We start from the raw sequence: 17,735 nt of genomic DNA on the forward strand, positions 1-17,735 counted from the left end.
GGTTCGTTTCCTTTCGCAAAGTCGCAAGGTTCATAGTCATACCGCGGCCACTACCACGGCGCCGAGTACCAGAACGGCACCCACGGCGATCGAGGCGGTGTACCAGCGCAGCTGGCCGGTTTCGGTCTTGCTCATGGCGACGTGACCGCCGCGAGCCATCCGAGGAATCAGGCCGATGCTGCGGTCAACCGGATCCTTGCGCAGGATGTGGCTGATCAGCAGATAAGGTTTGACGAACAGCTTGTCGTAGATCCAGTCGAAGCCCCAGGCGGCGAACCACCAGGCCGACAGGACGCGACCGATGCCGCTGTTGGCGATTGCGCTGACCAGGGTGCGTTTGCCCAGGAACAGCACCGCTGCCAGCAGGATACCGGCGATGGCGATGGCGCCAGAGACGATTTCCAGCGAGTGCTGCGCTTCGCCGCCGGCATGGCCGACGCTCTGTGGCAGCACGCCAGCCAGAGGCGGGTGGATCCAGGCGCCGACGAAGGTCGACAGCACGATCAGCACACCCAGTGGCAGCCAGTGGGAGATACCGTGGCCGGCGTGGGCTTCGGTCTTCGCTTCGCCGTGGAAGGCGATGAAGATCAGGCGGAAGGTGTACAGCGAGGTCATGAACGCACCGACCAGGCCAGCGTACAACAGGCCGGTATGGCCGCTGGCGAAGGCTTCCCAGAGGATCTCGTCCTTGGAGTAGAAGCCCGCGGTCAGGATCGGCAGGGCGGCCAGGGCGGCACCACCGACCACGAAGCTGGCGTAGGCCAACGGCAGTTTCTTCCACAGGCCGCCCATCTTGAAGATGTTCTGCTCATGGTGGCAGGCAACGATGACCGCACCGGAGGCAAGGAACAGCAGAGCCTTGAAGAAGGCGTGGGTCATCAGGTGGAAGATCGCGCCTTCCCAGGCACCGACGCCCAGGGCCAGGAACATGTAGCCGATCTGGCTCATGGTCGAGTAGGCGAGGATACGTTTGATGTCGGTCTGGACCAGCGCGGCGAAGCCGGCCAGGACCAGGGTCACGCCACCGACGATACCCACCAGGTGCAGGATGTCCGGCGCCAGCAGGAACAGGCCGTGGGTACGGGCGATCAGGTAGACGCCCGCGGTCACCATGGTTGCGGCGTGGATCAGCGCGGAGACCGGAGTCGGACCGGCCATCGCGTCGGCGAGCCAGGTCTGCAGTGGCAGCTGGGCCGATTTACCGACGGCGCCGCCGAGCAGCATCAGGGTCGCCAGCACCATCCAGGTATCGCCTGCCTGGAACTTCTGCGGTGCCAGCACCAGCAGTTCCTGGACGTTCAGGGTACCCAGCTGGGCGAACAGGATGAACAGGCCGATGGCCATGAACACGTCGCCGATACGGGTGACGATGAAGGCCTTCAGTGCAGCGTTACCGTTGTTGCGATTGCTGTAGTAGAAACCGATCAACAGGTAGGAACACAGGCCCACACCTTCCCAGCCGAAGTAGATGAACAGCAGGTTGTCGCCCAGCACCAGGAACAACATGCTGGCGATGAACAGGTTGGTGTACGAGAAGAAGCGCGAGTAACCGGCTTCGCCGCGCATGTACCAGGATGCGAACAGGTGGATCAGGAAGCCCACGCCGGTGACCACGCCGAGCATGGTGATCGACAGACCATCCACGTACAGGGTGAAGTTCGGCGCAAAGCCGTCCACCGACATCCACTGCCACAGCAGCTGGCTATACGCACCGCCTTCAGGCGGCGCGACATTGAATTGCCAGATCACATAGGCGGCCACGGCGGCCGACAGGCCGACGGAACCGACGCCGATCAGCGCGGAAAGGTTCTCCGAGAACCGCCCGCGCGAGAACGACAGCAGCAGGAAGCCGATCAGGGGGAAGACGAAAGTCAGGAAGATAAGGTTCATCCGCGCATCTCACTGGCAGCATCGATGTCGAGAGTGTGGAAGCGGCGATACAGCTGCAGCAGGATCGCCAGGCCAATGCTGGCCTCGGCGGCTGCCAGGCTGATCACCAGAATGAACATCACCTGACCGTCGGGTTGAACCCAACGGGCGCCGGCGACGATGAACGCCAGGGCTGCGGCGTTCATCATGACCTCCAGGCTCATGAGCACGAAGAGGATGTTGCGGCGGACCATCAGGCCAACCAGACCTAAGCAGAACAGGATGCCGGCGACCGCCAGCCCATGCTCGAGAGGGATAGCACCCATGATTTACTCCTTCGCCTCGTTGCGGCCCAGGTGGAAGGCGGTGACGGCCGCGGCCAGCAGCAGCATCGAAGCCAGTTCGACCACCAGCAGGTAAGGACCGAACAGGCTGATGCCCACGGTTTTGGCGTCCACGGTAGTACCGCTGATGGCCGCGCCGCTTGGCTCGGCGAACAGCACGTACAGCAGCTCCAGCAGCAGCAGGGCGGCCAGGAACACGGGCCCTGCCCAGATACCCGGCTTGAGCCAGCCACGCTCCTGGGCGACCGAGGCCGGCCCGAGGTTGAGCATCATCACCACGAAGACGAACAGCACCATGATGGCGCCAGCATAGGCGATCACTTCCAGGGCGCCGGCGAACGGCGCACCCAGGGAGAAGAAGATCATCGCCACGGAGATCAGGGAAATGATCAGGTAGAGCAGGGCGTGCACGGGGTTGGTGCCGGTCACCACCCGAAGGGTGGAAACCACGGCGATCCCGGATGCGAAGTAGAAAGCGAATTCCATCTTTCTGTCCTTATGGGAGCAAGCTCTTCACGTTGATCGGCTCGGCTTCGTTCTGTGCAGCGCCCTTCGGCTTGCCAGCGATCGCCATACCCGCAACACGGTAGAAGTTGTAGTCAGGGTTCTTGCCGGGGCCGGAGATCAGGAGGTCTTCCTTCTCGTACACCAGGTCCTGACGCTTGAACTCGGCCATTTCGAAATCCGGAGTCAGCTGGATCGCGGTGGTTGGGCACGCTTCCTCGCACAGGCCGCAGAAGATGCAGCGCGAGAAGTTGATGCGGAAGAACTCCGGATACCAGCGGCCGTCCTCGGTCTCGGCCTTCTGCAGCGAGATGCAGCCAACCGGGCAGGCCACCGCGCAGAGGTTGCACGCCACGCAGCGCTCCTCGCCGTCGGGGTCGCGGGTCAGGACGATGCGACCGCGGTAGCGCGGTGGCAGGTACACGGGCTCTTCGGGGTATTGCAGGGTGTCGCGCTTGCGGAACCCGTGGGAGAACACCATCACCAGGCTGCGCAGCTGGGTGCCGGTGCCTTTAACGATGTCGCCGATATATTTGAACATGGGTCAAATCCTCACTGGGCCGCGACGGCTGGCGTGTTGTAGAGCACGATCGCAGCGGTCACCAGCAAATTGATCAAGGTCAGCGGCAGGCAGAACTTCCAGCTGAAGTCCATCACCTGGTCATAGCGTGGGCGCGGAATCGAGGCGCGCAGCAGGATGAACAGCATGATGAAGAACGCAGTCTTCAGGGCGAACCACAGGAACGGAACCTGTGGCAGCAGGCCGAACGGGCCGTGCCAGCCGCCGAAGAACAGCGTCACCAGCAGCGCCGAGATCAGGATGATGCCGATGTACTCACCGACGAAGAACATGCCCCACTTCATGCCGGCATATTCAATGTGGTAGCCGTCAGCCAGTTCCTGTTCCGCTTCTGGCTGGTCGAACGGGTGACGGTGAGTCACGGCGACGCCAGCGATGAAGAAGGTGCAGAAGCCGAAGAACTGCGGAATGATGAACCACAGGTTCTGTGCCTGGTAGTCGACGATGTCGCGCATGTTGAACGAACCGACCTGAACCACTACGCCCATCAGCGCCAGGCCCAGGAACACTTCGTACGACACGGTCTGGGCCGAAGCACGCAGGCTGCCGAGCAGGGCGTACTTGTTGTTCGACGACCAGCCAGCGAACAGCACCGCATACACCGACAGACCGGCCATGGCGAAGAAGAACAGCAGACCGATGTTCAGGTCAGCCACGCCCCAGACCGGGGTGATCGGGATGACCACGAAGGCGATCAGCAGGGCGCTCATGGCCACGACCGGCGCCAGGGTGAAGATCATGCGATCGACGAAAGGCGGGTTCCAGTCTTCCTTGAAGAACATCTTCAGCATGTCGGCAGCGATCTGGAACATGCCGAACGGGCCGACACGGTTCGGACCGTAGCGGTCCTGCCACCAACCCAGCAGGCGACGCTCGACGAAGCTGAGCAGCGCGCCGCAGACCACCACCGCCAGCAGGACCACGATGGCCCGGACGACGGTGAGGATCACATCGATCACTTCGGGGGTGAACCAGCTCATTGTGCTGCCTCCTGCAGACCTTCGACGGATGCTCCGAAGATGGCAGGCGGAATGCCGGCCAGGCCTTTCGGCAGCGCGACCAGGCCAGCGCCCAGCTCTTCATTGACACGCAGCGGCAGGCGCAGGGAGACGCCTGCCACGTTCAGGCTAATCAGGGCACCTTCGTTGACGCCCAGGCGGTCGGCCTCGGACTTGGCCAGGGCCACGTAGGCGGCCGGGATGCGCTCTTGCACCGGGGCGGCGCGGGAAGAGGACTCCTCGCTGCCAAACAGGTGGTAGAACGGCACGGCAGTCCAGGTGCCGCGGGCCGGGTTGAAGGCAGCCGGGATGGTGGTGAACCAGTGCAGGCGATCGCCTTGCGGCTCGATCAGGCGCACGCCTGGATCGCCAGCGCGCAGATGGCCGCCGACCTCGTCCTGGAACTTGTTCCAGGCCTGTGGGGAGTTCCAGCCCGGCGACCAGGCGAACGGCACCTGCTGGCGCGGTTCGGCCGAGCCCGAGTAGCCTTCCATGGAGAAGGCGAAGGCAGTGTCTTTGTCTTGCGGGGTACGCGGTTCGTGCACGCTGATGTTGGCGCGCATGGCAGTACGGCCGGAATAGCGCAGCGGTTCACGGGCCAGTTTCAAGCCCTTGATGCGGAACGCGGCCGAAGGCGCTGCGTTGACGATGCCGGCCAGTTGCGGAGCGGCTTCGGCGCAAGCGCTGGTGACGTGATCCAGTTGGGTCCAGTCGACCGGCTTGTTCAGCAGGGTCGCACGCAGGGCGTGCATCCAGCGCCAGCCTTCGTGAACCAGGATGCTGCTGTCGAGGTATTGCGGGTCGAACACCTGGAAGAAGCGCTGTGCACGGCCTTCCTGGCTGACCAGGGTACCGTCGCCTTCGGCGAAGGTGGCCGCCGGCAGCACCAGATGGGCGCGGTCAGTGGTCGGGGTCTTGGAGTGGTCGGCGACGATCACCACCTTGGCCGCGGCCAGGGCAGCGTCAACCTTGGCGGCCGGTACGCGGGCGTACAGGTCGTTCTCCAGCACTACGATAGCGTCGGCCTTGCCGCTGATGATGGCATCCAGCGCGGCGTCGACGGATTCACCGCCCATCATGGCCATGCCGAGGCTGTTGGCTTCTGGCACCACCAGGCTCAGCGAGCCGTTCTTCTCACGCAGCTTCAAGGCCTTGGCGATGTTGGCGGCGGCTTCGATCAATGCAGGGTCGGCCAGGGAAGTGCCGGCGACTACCAGCGGACGCTTGGCGGCGACCAGGGCATCGGCGATGCGCTGGGCCAGAGCCTTGGCTTCGGCGTCCAGGCCGTCAACGGCAGGTGCGCTCGGATCGATGGCGTGGGCCACGGCGAAGCCCAGGCGAGCCAGGTCCGCCGGCGCTGCGTGCACGCACTCCTCGGCGACGTCGTCGAGCTTGGTTTCAGCCAGCGAGGCGATGAACAGCGGATACAGCGCGTGCTGGCCGATGTTCTTGACCGCAGCGTCGAGCCACGGTTGTACGCGCATGGCGTCGGCCATGGCTTCGGCCTTGCCCTTGGTGGCCTGGCGCACGGCCAGGGCGACGCGGGCGGCGGTCTGGGTCAGGTCTTCACCGAGGACGAACACAGCGTCATGGTCTTCGATGTCGCGCAGGGTCGGCACGGGCAGCGGGCTATTGTTCAGCACCTCGAGGGCAAGGCGCACGCGGGCCAGCTCGCCGGCTTCCATACCCGAATAGAAATAGTCGGCGCCGACCAGCTCACGCAGGCCATAGTTGCTTTCCAGGCTGGCGCGTGGCGAGCCGATACCGACGATGGTGCGGCCGCGCAGTAGGTCGGCGGCCTTGTCCAGGGCAGCGTCCAGGCCCAGCTTGGTGCCGTCGGCCAGGTGCGGCTGGCGTGGACGGTCGCTGCGGTTGACGTAGCCATAGCCGAAGCGGCCGCGGTCGCACAGGAAGTACTGGTTGACCGAGCCGTTGAAGCGGTTCTCGATACGGCGCAGTTCACCATAGCGCTCACCGGGGCTGATGTTGCAGCCGCTGGAGCAGCCGTGGCAGATGCTCGGGGCGAACTGCATGTCCCACTTGCGGTTGTAGCGCTCGGAGTGGGTCTTGTCGGTGAACACGCCGGTCGGGCAGACCTCGGTCAGGTTGCCGGAGAACTCGCTCTCCAGCACGCCGTCTTCGACGCGACCGAAGTACACGTTGTCGTGGGCGCCGTAGACACCCAGGTCGGTACCGCCTGCGTAGTCCTTGTAGTAGCGCACGCAGCGGTAGCAGGCGATGCAGCGGTTCATCTCATGGGCGATGAACGGGCCGAGGTCCTGGTTCTGGTGGGTACGCTTGGTGAAACGGTAGCGGCGCTCGTTGTGGCCGGTCATTACCGTCATGTCCTGCAGGTGGCAGTGACCGCCTTCCTCGCACACTGGGCAGTCGTGCGGGTGGTTCGTCATCAGCCATTCGACGACGCTGGCGCGGAACGCCTTGGATTCTTCATCGTCGATGGAGATCCAGGTGCCGTCGGAGGCAGGGGTCATGCAGGACATGACGATACGACCGCGGGTGTCGTTCTCGTCGGTGTACTGCTTGACCGCGCACTGCCGGCAGGCGCCGACGCTACCGAGCGCCGGGTGCCAGCAGAAATAGGGGATGTCGAGGCCGAGCGACAGACAGGCCTGTAACAGGTTGTCCGCACCATTGACTTCGAGCGCTTTGCCGTCTACGTGGATAGTGGCCATGGTTCAAAGTTCTTCGTTGGCCCGCGTGAGCAGGCGTGGCTAATGGAAATCGGTGAGCCTGCGGCCAGCCACGAATCGTTCGGGCCGGCCTGCGGGCTGGCGGATGGCACGGACCATCCGCGATTCATCTTGTTATGCGCCGACCACGACCGGCCCGGTCGGTATCGGCTTGGCCAGATTCGGGCGCAGGGCGTCGCCAGCGCTGGCTGGGGCGACACCGGCCTCGAACTCGGACCGGAAATACTTGATGGCACTGCCCAGAGGCTCGACGGCACCCGGTGCGTGAGCACAGAAGGTACGGCCTGGGCCGAGGAAGTTGACCAGCCCCAGCAGCGTCTCGATGTCCTCGGCGCGGCCTTGGCCTTTCTCCAGGGCGCGCAACATCTTCACGCTCCATGGCAGGCCGTCACGGCACGGGGTACACCAGCCGCACGATTCACGGGCGAAAAACTCTTCCATGTTGCGCAGCAGCGAGACCATGTTGATGCTGTCGTCGACCGCCATGGCCAGGCCCGTACCCATACGGGTGCCGACCTTGGCGATGCCACCGGCATACATCTGGGCGTCGAGGTGCTCGGGCAGCAGGAAACCGGTACCGGCGCCGCCTGGCTGCCAGCATTTGAGCTTGTAGCCATCGCGCATGCCACCGGCATAGTCCTCGAACAGCTCGCGGGCGGTGACGCCGAACGGCAGTTCCCACAGGCCGGGGTTTTTCACCTTGCCGGAGAAGCCCATCAGCTTGGTGCCGTGGTCTTCGCTGCCTTCGCGGGCCAGCGACTTGTACCAGTCGTTGCCGTTGGCGACGATGGCTGGAACGTTGCACAGGGTCTCGACGTTGTTCACGCAGGTCGGCTTACCCCACACACCGACGGCGGCAGGGAAGGGCGGTTTGGAGCGTGGGTTGGCGCGGCGGCCTTCCAAGGAGTTGATCAGTGCGGTTTCTTCACCGCAGATGTAGCGGCCGGCACCGGTGTGCACGAACAGTTCGAAGTCGAAACCGCTGCCGAGGATGTTCTTGCCCAGAAGGCCTGCGGCCTTGGCTTCCTCGATGGCGCGGTTGAGGTTCTTGGCCGCGGTGGTGTATTCGCCACGCAGGAAGATGTAGCCGCGGTAGGCCTTCAAGGCGCGGGCACTGATCAGCATGCCCTCGACCAGCAGATGGGGCTGTTGCTCCATCAGCATGCGGTCTTTCCAGGTGTTGGGCTCCATTTCGTCCGCGTTGCACAGCAGGTAGCGGATGTTCATGGACTCGTCCTTGGGCATCAGGCCCCACTTCACGCCAGTGGGGAAACCTGCGCCACCACGGCCCTTGAGGCCGGAGTCCTTGACGCTTTGGACGATATCATCCGCAGACATTTGCGCCAGCGCTTTGCGGGCGGCGGCGTAGCCGTTCTTGGCCTGGTACTCTTCGAGCCAGATCGGCTCGCCGTCGTCACGCAGTCGCCAGGTCAGCGGGTGGGTTTCAGCCGAGCGCGCGATGCGGTTGGCCGGGCCGAAGGAAGTGATGGTCATACGTAACCCTCCAGCAGTTTGGCGACGCCGGCAGGTTGCACGTCGCCAAAGGTGTCGTCGTCGATCATCAGCGCCGGGGCCTTGTCGCAGTTGCCCAGGCAGCAGACCGGCAGCAGGGTGAAGCGGCCATCGGCAGTGGTCTGGCCCAGGCCGATGCCCAGCTCGCTTTGGATCTGGCTGACCACCGACTCGTGGCCACCGATGTAGCAGACCATGCTGTCGCAGACGCGAATGATGTGGCGACCGACCGGCTGGCGGAAGATCTGGCTGTAGAAGGTGGCCACGCCTTCGACGTCGCTGGCCGGGATGCCCAGGACTTCGCCGATGGCGTAGATGGCGCCGTCCGGCACCCAGCCACGTTCTTTCTGAACGATCTTCAGGGCTTCGATGGATGCCGCGCGCGGATCCTCGTAGTGGTGCATCTCATGCTCGATGGCCGAGCGCTCGGTTTCGCTCAGGACGAAACGGTCGGTTTGGATAAGCGTGTTGTTCATGCTTAGCGGTCCACGTCAGCCATAACGAAGTCGATACTGCCCAGGTACGCGATGAGGTCCGCGACCATGCTGCCTTTGATCACCGATGGGATCTGCTGCAGGTGCGGATAGCTCGGGGTACGGATCCGGGTGCGGTAGCTCATGGTGCCGCCATCGCTCGTCAGGTAGTAACTGTTGATGCCCTTGGTCGCCTCGATCATCTGGAACGACTCGTTGGCCGGCATGACCGGGCCCCACGAGACTTGCAGGAAGTGGGTGATCAGGGTCTCGATGTGCTGCAGGGTGCGCTCTTTGGGCGGCGGCGTGGTCAGCGGGTGATCCGCCTTGTACGGGCCTTCCGGCATGTTGCGCAGGCACTGGTCGATGATGCGGATACTCTGGCGCATCTCCTCGACGCGGACCATGCAGCGATCGTAGGCATCGCCGTTGTGGGCCAGCGGTACTTCGAACTCGAAGTTCTCGTAGCCGGAGTAGGGGCGGGCTTTACGCAGGTCGAAGTCGCAGCCGGTGGCACGCAGGCCGGCACCGGTGGTACCCCACGACAGCGCTTCCTGGGTGTTGTACGCGGCGACGCCGATGGTACGACCCTTGAGGATGCTGTTCTTGAGCGCGGCCTTTTCGTATTCGTCCAGGCGCTTGGGCAGCCACTCGACGAAGTCCTTGACCAGCTTGTCCCAGCCGCGCGGCAGGTCGTGGGCGACGCCACCGATGCGGTACCAGGCCGGGTGCAGACGGAAACCGGTGATCGCCTCGATCACGGTGTAGGCCCGCTGGCGGTCGGTAAAGGTGAAGAACACCGGGGTCATGGCGCCAACGTCCTGGATGTAGGTACCCAGGAACAGCAGGTGGCTGGTGATCCGGAAGAACTCGGCCAGCATGACGCGAATGGTGTCGACCTTCTGCGGCACCTTGATGCCGGCCAGCTTCTCGACGGCCAGGACGTACGGCAGGTTGTTCATCACCCCACCGAGGTAGTCGATACGGTCGGTGTAAGGGATGAAACTGTGCCAGGACTGGCGCTCGGCCATCTTCTCTGCACCACGGTGGTGGTAGCCGATGTCCGGAACGCAGTCGACGATCTCTTCGCCATCCAGTTGCAGGACGATACGGAAGGCACCGTGAGCCGAAGGGTGGTTGGGGCCCAGGTTGAGGAACATGTAGTCCTCGTTGGCGCCGTGACGCTTCATGCCCCAGGCTTCGGGGTTGAAGCGCGCTGATTCCTCTTCAAGCTGCTGCTTGGCCAGGTTCAGGCTGTACGGATCGAATTCGGTGGCGCGCGCCGGGAAGTCCTTGCGCAGCGGGTGGCCTTCCCAGGTCGGTGGCATGAGGATGCGCGACAGGTGCGGATGGCCGGCGAAGTCGATGCCGAACATGTCCCAGACTTCGCGCTCGTACCAGTTGGCGTTTGGCCAGATGCCGGTGACCGACGGCAGGTTCAGGTCGCCTTCGCTCAAGGCCACCTTGATCATCACGTCGCTGTTACGTTCGACCGACAGCAGGTGGTAGAACACGCTGAAATCGGCAGCCGGCAGGCCGCGGCGCTGGGTGCGCAGGCGCTCGTCCACGCCGTGCAGGTCGAACAGCATGCTGTACGGCTTGGCAACGTTGCGCAGGAAGGAGAGGACGTCTTTGAGCTGGGCGCGGTTTACCCACAGGACCGGCATGCCGGTGCGGGTTTCCTGGGCGACGAATGCGTCTGCGCCAAAACGGTTGTGCAGTTCGACGACCACATCTTGGTCGTCAGCCTTGTAAGGCGGAATATAAATAGCGGTGTCCGCTGTCATGGTCTCGGTCGCTTTGAGTCAACGTAGAGAATGAAGCCAGGCCGCCGGCTCCTTCCGGAGCGGGCGGCATGTCGCTGGATCAGACTTCGTCGGGGCTGCGCAGGTTGGTGACCTGGATGCGCTGTTCACGACGCAGGTCTTTCTGGGCGGGCATCTCGGCACGGTAAATGCCTTGATCACCGACAACCCAGGAAAGCGGGCGTCGCTCCTGGCCGATCGACTCCTGCAGCAGCATCAGGCCCTGCAGGAAGGCTTCGGGGCGAGGCGGGCAGCCAGGCACGTAGACATCCACGGGGAGGAACTTGTCGACCCCCTGAACGACCGAGTAAATGTCGTACATGCCGCCGGAGTTGGCGCACGAGCCCATGGAGATCACCCACTTGGGTTCGAGCATCTGCTCGTAGAGGCGCTGAATGATCGGCGCCATCTTGATGAAGCAGGTGCCGGCGACGACCATGAAGTCGGCCTGACGGGGTGAGGCACGGATGACTTCGGCGCCGAAGCGGGCGATGTCATGGGGTGCCGTGAAGGCCGTGGTCATTTCCACGTAGCAGCAGGACAGGCCGAAGTTGTACGGCCAGAGGGAGTTCTTGCGACCCCAGTTGACCGCGCCACGCAGCACATCTTCGAGCTTGCCCATGAAGATGTTCTTGTGGACCTGGTCCTCTAGCAGTTGATCGGTGACGGTTTCCCGTTCACCGACCGGGTACTGCTCGTTGGGCGCATCCGGATCGATTCTGGTGAGATTGTATTGCATGCCAAAGCCTCATTGTTTCAGCTTCGCTTGCCGCTTGCGGCGACCTTCGGGAGCCCAATCGAGCGCCCCGACGCGCCATAGGTAGACAAGACCAGCCAACAGAATTGCAATGAAAACGAGTGCTTCGACGAATCCGGTCCAGCCGCTTTCGCGGACGGACACAGACCATGCATACAGGAAGAGGGCTTCGATATCGAAGATCACGAACAGCATCGCGACCAGATAGAATTTGGCGGACAGGCGCAGACGGGCGCTGCCGACGGGCAGCATGCCGGATTCGAAGGGTTCGTTCTTGGCGCGACCCCAAGCCTTGCTACCGAGCAGGCTGGAGAGGCCGAGCATGAAGGCACACAGGCCGACGACACCCAGGAGGAAGATGGCAAAGCCCCAGTTGTGGGCGATGAGTCCTACCGAATCGGACATGCTAGAAATCCTTATACAGAGACCCAGCTCTGCAGTCTGAAATAAGTAGAGCGGCGACGCGTGTCGCGGTTGCAGTGACCAAATGTCGCAGCTGAATCAATCGGGCTGATTTTATGGGTAAACCCGGTGCAAGTAAAATTTCTGTGGCAAATTTATTCGTAGGATTAAGAACAAAAAAAACTCCTAAATGGCTGAAACCCTTGAGTTTCGGGCATTGCACGCGCTTTTGTTAATTATGTTTCTTGCATCATGTAACGACCTTTTACGCCAGTAATGATAATTAATATCATTTGGCCTGATGTGCTGTTTTAAACCTGGCCTGACGCTTGCAAAGTTCGTTTTTTCAGCGTGTATCTTGCAAATAAGAAAGCCTCTCGTTCTAGCAGCTGGGCTCGCGTCTTGCACCGCTCTGAATCAACAGTTTATCGATTGAGCCACGATAAGCTGACGCGGCGATTGCCCATTGGCCCAGCCAGTAGGCGAGAATGATCAAGAATTGGGCACCGGCGAATGGCATGACGAAGCGGTCGATGCCGATCAGGCTGTCGGAGAACACGAACAGGCCGGCTCCGATTGCAGCCAGCCCACCGCAGGCGAGGGCGCGCCAGAGCATTGCGCCAATCGCCAAGGCATAAAGCGCCACGGGTATCAGCAATGACCCCAGGCCGTGGCTGGCCAGCAGTGCGAACAGCGCGCAGGTGAGCAGTACACATACCGCCAGTGTGGCCAGGGCGGGGCGCCGAGTGATGCGGCAATAGGCATGCAGGTAGGCTAGGTGTGCGCAGAAGAAGGCTGCCAGGCCGAACACGAACCAATCGCGTGGAACGGCCAAAATGATATCGCCCAGTACCGAAAAACCGAGTCCGATACTGATCCAGCGCGTGTAGGGCGTGGCAGGAGCGCTGCATAGCCAGGCAATCAATGCCAGCACTGGCAATGGCTTGGCCAGCAATGCGAGCAGGGTGTTGTCGCTGGCCAATGCATATATATAGAAGGCGGCGGCCGTGAGGGCGATGGCGATCAGATGGCTTGGACGGGGCATGGGCGGTCCTTGCTGCTGGGTAGCCACAAGCATAGACCCATGTTGCCGGCTGTGCTGCGAACGCTGAGAGCTAAGCGGGTTCGTACGCGGTAATCAGAAATACGTGTAGGAACAACGTTGATGCCACTCGATAAAGAAAAGGCCCGACACCTTTGCAGGGGCGGGCCTCGTTCGAAGGGCGTCACACTTAGTGGAACTGCTCTTCCTCGGTCGAGCCGGTCAGAGCGGTTACCGACGAAGCGCCACCTTGAATCACAGTGGTCATGTCGTCGAAGTAGCCGGTGCCGACTTCCTGCTGGTGCGCCACGAAGGTATAGCCTTTGCTGGCGTCAGCGAACTCCTGCTCCTGCAGCTTGACGTAGGCGGTCATGTCGTTGCGTGCGTAGTCGTGCGCCAGGTTGAACATGCCGTGCCACATGTTGTGGATGCCTGCCAGGGTGATGAACTGGTGTTTGTAGCCCATGGCCGACAGTTCGCGCTGGAACTTGGCGATGGTGGCGTCGTCCAGGTTCTTCTTCCAGTTGAAGGATGGCGAGCAGTTGTACGACAGGATCTGGTCCGGGTACTCCTTCTTGATCGCCTCGGCGAAGCGGCGAGCTTCTTCCAGGTCCGGCTTGGCGGTTTCACACCAGATCAGGTCGGCATACGGGGCATAGGCCAGGCCGCGGGCGATGGCTTGGTCGAGGCCGGCGCGGACTTTATAGAAGCCCTCACGCGTGCGCTCGCCGATCACGAACGGCTGGTCGTACGGGTCGCAATCGCTGGTCAGCAGGTCAGCGGCGTTGGCGTCGGTACGGGCCAGGATGATAGTCGGTACGCCAGCGACGTCCGCAGCCAGGCGGGCAGCAACGAGTTTTTGCACGGCTTCCTGGGTTGGGACCAGTACCTTGCCACCCATGTGGCCGCATTTTTTCACCGAGGCCAGCTGGTCTTCGAAGTGAACCCCGGCTGCGCCTGCCTCGATCATGTTCTTCATCAGTTCGTAGGCGTTCAGCACGCCGCCGAAACCGGCTTCGGCGTCTGCCACGATCGGTGCGAAGTAGTCGATGTAGCCTTCGTCGCCTGGGTTCTTGCCTGCTTTCCACTGGATCTGGTCGGCGCGGCGGAAGGCGTTGTTGATGCGCTTGACCACGGTCGGAACCGAATCGACTGGGTACAGCGACTGGTCAGGGTACATGGACTCGGCCGAGTTGTTGTCGGCGGCCACCTGCCAGCCAGACAGGTAGATGGCCTGGATGCCGGCCTTGACCTGCTGGACTGCCTGGCCGCCGGTCAGGGCGCCCATGCAGTTGACGAAATCTTTTTCAGGGCGGAAGGACGGGTGGGCACCTTCGGTGACCAGCTTCCACAGTTTCTCTGCACCCTGGCGGGCGAAGGTGTGCTCCGGCTGCAGGGAACCACGCAGGCGGACGACATCGGCGGCGGTATAGGTACGGGTCACGCCTTTCCAGCGCGGGTTTTCGGCCCAGTCTTTCTCAAGGGCTGCAATTTGCTGTTCGCGTGTCAGTGCCATGGAAATAAAACCTCGTCGCATCAGTCTTTGAAGTAAGTGCTTGTGCTCTGCGGTTCAGAAGCCTGGCGGCTGTCCTGTCCGGCGGAAGGTGAGTGCGTACGAGGGAGGCTCGAAGGGGAAGAGGTGCAGGGCCGGGCGAGGTGTGGCGGCAGGTCGGCTCGTGGATGCCTTGCTGCGGTGCGACAGGACTGCCAGGTGCTGCGGTGATGCGCTTCCGTCCCTCGGGACAACTTCTTCGTTGCAGTCACTATCCCGTCGAACCGCCTTGTGGGCCGTATAGACACGAGACGCCCCCAGGGGTAAGGAGGAGCGCGTCTCGAAGGCCCTTGCCAGGGCCTCTGATTAGCGGGAGCGAGGCCATCATGCCCTTGGGAAAAAGTGCCTGTCAAATGTTTTGTAGTGGTTTTTTCTGCTTACTACATCTTTGGTCTAATGAGACTCTCCGGTCAGTTTCAGAGCCTTTGGTCGAGGCCTTGAATTGCCTGGGATCAGTCAAGAAGGTCGACTTTGACGCGTAATGTCATGTTTTCACCCCGTTGGGTGCTGTAGGTGTAGCTTGAGGCGCTACGTTCGGCTTGACTCTGCTGATTGTACCCGGCCAGGGTGATCCACTCGCCGAGCTTGCCGGTGACGGTCGTGTCGGTGCTTTGAACTTTTACTACATCCTGACGTTCAAGGCTCATTCGATCATTATTGGTGCTTATTTGCAGACGAACCGTATCGCCGCTCAGGCTCGGCGTGACATAGAAACCCTGGGTGACATTGCGGTATTCAGTGTCGCTTTGAATGCGTCCGTAGCCGTCGGTGCTGGTACTGGTGATGGGAATGCTCTGACCGATCTGGATCAATGCCGGCTGGCCTTCGCTGGCCTGGATCTGCTGCATCCCGCCCTCACGGTTGCTCGTGCCGTAATGGATGATGCGGGCGTTGCCACGGTTGTCCTGGAAATTGCTGTCGTCGTTGTCGACGCTGATCAACAGGCGCTTGGGCGCAGTGTCGAGCTGTTGCAACAGGGCGCGCAGGTCACCGATACGCTCGGGGCTGGCATTGACGATCAGCTTGTTCTCGAAGGTGCTGACCGTGCCGTCCTTGCCCAGGAATGACTGAGCGGTAGGCAGCAGTTCGGCGCTGGTGCGATGTTGCAGTGGCAGCACCTCGGTGGCCGCCTGGGCGGTGAGGCTGATGGCCAACAGAAAAGACGTGATGAAGGGGCGTAGCGGCATGTCCATGATCTCCGCAGGTGGAATGATCATGATGGCAAATTTGTCGCGCCTCTGCTGGGTCTGGATCACAGGCTGGGCAGCTCATGTTGCTTGGGGGCTTGCGAAGGCCCCGCAGCAGGCTGCCTGAACCTTTGACAGGGCCTGGCAGTCGCAGCACAAGAAGCCCAAAGGATTGTCCTGATGCTGCGTTTGCTCGTCTTGTTGATCTGTCTGCCCTTGAGCGCGGCCGTGGTCGCACAGCAACCCTTGCGCATCCAGCAACTGCAACGTTGTGGCGACCTGCTGGGCGACGGTCCGCAACGATGGTGTCTGCGGGTCCAGGGGCTGGAGCAGGGCAAGCCTGCGGTGTGGCTCGGTGACCAGCCGTTGTCCGAAGCGCACGTGGTGCGTCAGGGCGACACGCTCACATTGACCCTCGATCTGCCCCGCCAGCGCAGCGCCCCGTTGTGGCTCGAAGCCCGCGGCCAGAGGAGCAATCCGGTTTGGCTCACGCGCCAGCGCAGCCATGTGCTGGCCGCAGGGCCCGACGAAGTGGCGAAGAACATGGATGGCCTGACCACCTACCTGAACCTGGTCAGTGTATTGATCGAGGAACATCACGACGGTCTGCGCCAAGCGCAGCGCATCGCCGACAAATATGGCGCCCAGGTCGTCGGCGCGATTGCACCGCTCAACGTCTATCAGTTGCGCTTGCCGGTCCATGACCTGGTGCAGCGGGACGCGATGATCCTGCGTATCGGCAGCGAAACCAGTGTGGATGCAGTGATCGTCGAGGAGTCCGCGCCCGAACGCGGCGAGGAAGGCGCTGTGCAAGTCGCCAAGCCGCCCATCGACCAGGCCCAAGAATGGGCTGCCAATCGCTTCATGGACGCCTTGTATTACTACCAGCGCCGTATGCCGGCCTCAAAGGTGCCCGTAAAGCCATTGCGGATCGGCGTGATCGAGCGGGCGGTGGACTTCGATGCTCCGGCATTCATGGCCTACCGCGGCGCTTGCGGTGCGGGCGAAACCTGTGTGTACGCCCGGGATGGCGACCAGGCGCAAAGCCATGGCACGCAGGTCACCGGGATTCTCGCCGGACGAGGCGGCGAGGGCGCGCCAGGCGGCTTTCTCACTGGGCTGGGCAAGGCCGGGCCGGGCTTCGAGGTGATCGTCGAGCGCAATGCCGATGCTGGAATCACCGCCAACATCGCCGCCTCGGTGAACCTGGTCGAGGATGGCGTGAGGGTGCTGAATTGGAGCTGGGGCATCCACCGCGTCGGGGCCAGGGACGTGCGGGGCGATGAGGTGGACTCGCTGGTACGCTCGGGGCTCGCCATGAGCGGTTATGAAGAAGTGCTAGAGGAATTCTTCCTGTGGTTGCGCAAGGCGCATCCGGATGTGGTAGTGGTCAATTCGGCAGGTAACGGTGCTTCCTGGTCTGGCAGGGATGAGTATCGCCTTCCGTCGTCATTCATCACCGATCAGTTGCTGGTGGTCGGCGGCCACCAGCGCAGCGACCAAGCCGTTGCGCTCGAAAGCCCGACCCACGTGACCAAGCGGCGCAGCTCCAATGTCGACATGCGTGTGGACATCAGTGCTGCTGCCTGCATCCGTCCTGCGCCGCAAGGCCGGGTCCATTGCGGTACCTCCTATGCGACTCCGCTGGTCACTGCCACAGTGGCTGCCATGCTATCGATCAACCCGCAGCTGACCCCCGACCAGGTGCGCATGCTGCTGCGCCGCAGTGCGCTGACCTTGGGCCCGCAGCAGGATTTCGAAGCCATGGACGCCGAAGACCTGACCGCGCCGATCCTGCCTTCCGAACGCGATGGCCAGTTGCAGCATCCGGATTTGGGGCGTTCGGCGCGTCTGGACATGCTGCGGGCACTGGACCTGGCGGTACAGAGTCGCGAGCGCGTGCGCTGAGCTGCCGATCGGTGGTCGCTATCGGACAAATCTCGTAACATCGCGCCCCTCGATTTTTCATCCCGGTCGCTTCTGCATCCGGACACGACAC

Annotated in this window: 15 protein-coding genes; 1 reads left to right on the plus strand and 14 read right to left on the minus strand. The window is 62.4% G+C overall.

Annotated elements, in window-relative coordinates:
* Positions 1-36 precede the first annotated feature (36 nt).
* The 14 genes from nuoL to HMPREF3173_RS05545 all read right to left on the minus strand — a co-directional run bounded on the left by nuoL (position 37) and on the right by HMPREF3173_RS05545 (position 15,766).
* Positions 37-1,890: an NADH-quinone oxidoreductase subunit L gene (nuoL, locus tag HMPREF3173_RS05480; RefSeq protein ID WP_070091880.1), complete on the minus strand. Its 1,854-nt coding sequence runs from the start codon at positions 1,888-1,890 to the stop codon at positions 37-39.
* Positions 1,887-2,195: an NADH-quinone oxidoreductase subunit NuoK gene (gene nuoK, locus HMPREF3173_RS05485; protein ID WP_023631349.1), complete on the minus strand. Its 309-nt coding sequence runs from the start codon at positions 2,193-2,195 to the stop codon at positions 1,887-1,889. The genes nuoL and nuoK overlap by 4 nt, the downstream gene beginning before the upstream one ends.
* A 3-nt stretch (positions 2,196-2,198) precedes the next feature.
* Positions 2,199-2,699 (minus strand): NADH-quinone oxidoreductase subunit J, encoded by a 501-nt coding sequence (gene nuoJ / locus HMPREF3173_RS05490; RefSeq protein ID WP_070571836.1) that lies wholly within the window; start codon positions 2,697-2,699, stop codon positions 2,199-2,201.
* Positions 2,700-2,709: 10 nt separating this feature from the next.
* Positions 2,710-3,258: an NADH-quinone oxidoreductase subunit NuoI gene (nuoI, locus tag HMPREF3173_RS05495; RefSeq protein WP_043209143.1), complete on the minus strand. Its 549-nt coding sequence runs from the start codon at positions 3,256-3,258 to the stop codon at positions 2,710-2,712.
* Between the two features lie 11 nt (positions 3,259-3,269).
* Entirely contained in the window at positions 3,270-4,277 is a 1,008-nt protein-coding gene (nuoH, locus tag HMPREF3173_RS05500; RefSeq protein WP_043209145.1) for an NADH-quinone oxidoreductase subunit NuoH, read from the minus strand.
* Positions 4,274-6,988, minus strand: coding sequence for an NADH-quinone oxidoreductase subunit NuoG (gene nuoG, locus HMPREF3173_RS05505; RefSeq protein WP_070571837.1), 2,715 nt, complete (start codon positions 6,986-6,988; stop codon positions 4,274-4,276). Before nuoG ends, nuoH begins: the two co-directional genes overlap by 4 nt.
* A gap of 132 nt (positions 6,989-7,120) precedes the next feature.
* Positions 7,121-8,500, minus strand: coding sequence for an NADH-quinone oxidoreductase subunit NuoF (nuoF, locus tag HMPREF3173_RS05510; RefSeq protein ID WP_043209150.1), 1,380 nt, complete (start codon positions 8,498-8,500; stop codon positions 7,121-7,123).
* The gene (gene nuoE, locus HMPREF3173_RS05515; protein WP_043209152.1) at positions 8,497-8,994 is read right to left on the minus strand and encodes an NADH-quinone oxidoreductase subunit NuoE; all 498 of its coding nucleotides are present in this window, start codon (positions 8,992-8,994) and stop codon (positions 8,497-8,499) included. The genes nuoF and nuoE overlap by 4 nt, the downstream gene beginning before the upstream one ends.
* A gap of 2 nt (positions 8,995-8,996) precedes the next feature.
* Positions 8,997-10,778, minus strand: coding sequence for an NADH-quinone oxidoreductase subunit C/D (gene nuoC, locus HMPREF3173_RS05520; protein WP_043209154.1), 1,782 nt, complete (start codon positions 10,776-10,778; stop codon positions 8,997-8,999).
* A gap of 79 nt (positions 10,779-10,857) precedes the next feature.
* Entirely contained in the window at positions 10,858-11,535 is a 678-nt protein-coding gene (locus HMPREF3173_RS05525; RefSeq protein ID WP_043209157.1) for a NuoB/complex I 20 kDa subunit family protein, read from the minus strand.
* A 9-nt stretch (positions 11,536-11,544) separates the two neighbouring features.
* Positions 11,545-11,958 (minus strand): NADH-quinone oxidoreductase subunit A, encoded by a 414-nt coding sequence (locus HMPREF3173_RS05530; RefSeq protein WP_043209159.1) that lies wholly within the window; start codon positions 11,956-11,958, stop codon positions 11,545-11,547.
* 379 nt (positions 11,959-12,337) lie between these two features.
* A complete protein-coding gene (locus HMPREF3173_RS05535) occupies positions 12,338-13,000 on the minus strand; it encodes a lysoplasmalogenase (protein WP_177343685.1) in 663 nt (220 codons plus the stop codon).
* Between the two features lie 187 nt (positions 13,001-13,187).
* Positions 13,188-14,513: an isocitrate lyase gene (gene aceA, locus HMPREF3173_RS05540; RefSeq protein WP_043209162.1), complete on the minus strand. Its 1,326-nt coding sequence runs from the start codon at positions 14,511-14,513 to the stop codon at positions 13,188-13,190.
* 488 nt (positions 14,514-15,001) lie between these two features.
* Positions 15,002-15,766, minus strand: a complete 765-nt coding sequence (locus HMPREF3173_RS05545; RefSeq protein WP_177343686.1) for a secretin N-terminal domain-containing protein — start codon at positions 15,764-15,766, stop codon at positions 15,002-15,004.
* 150 nt (positions 15,767-15,916) lie between these two features.
* Between HMPREF3173_RS05545 and HMPREF3173_RS05550 the strand changes: the two genes are divergently transcribed.
* The gene (locus tag HMPREF3173_RS05550) at positions 15,917-17,644 is read left to right on the plus strand and encodes a S8/S53 family peptidase (protein WP_070571839.1); all 1,728 of its coding nucleotides are present in this window, start codon (positions 15,917-15,919) and stop codon (positions 17,642-17,644) included.
* The last annotated feature ends 91 nt before the right edge of the window (positions 17,645-17,735 follow it).

Source organism: Pseudomonas sp. HMSC08G10 (genome assembly GCF_001808425.1).
In the GTDB taxonomy this organism is placed as follows: Bacteria; Pseudomonadota; Gammaproteobacteria; order Pseudomonadales; family Pseudomonadaceae; genus Aquipseudomonas; species Aquipseudomonas guariconensis.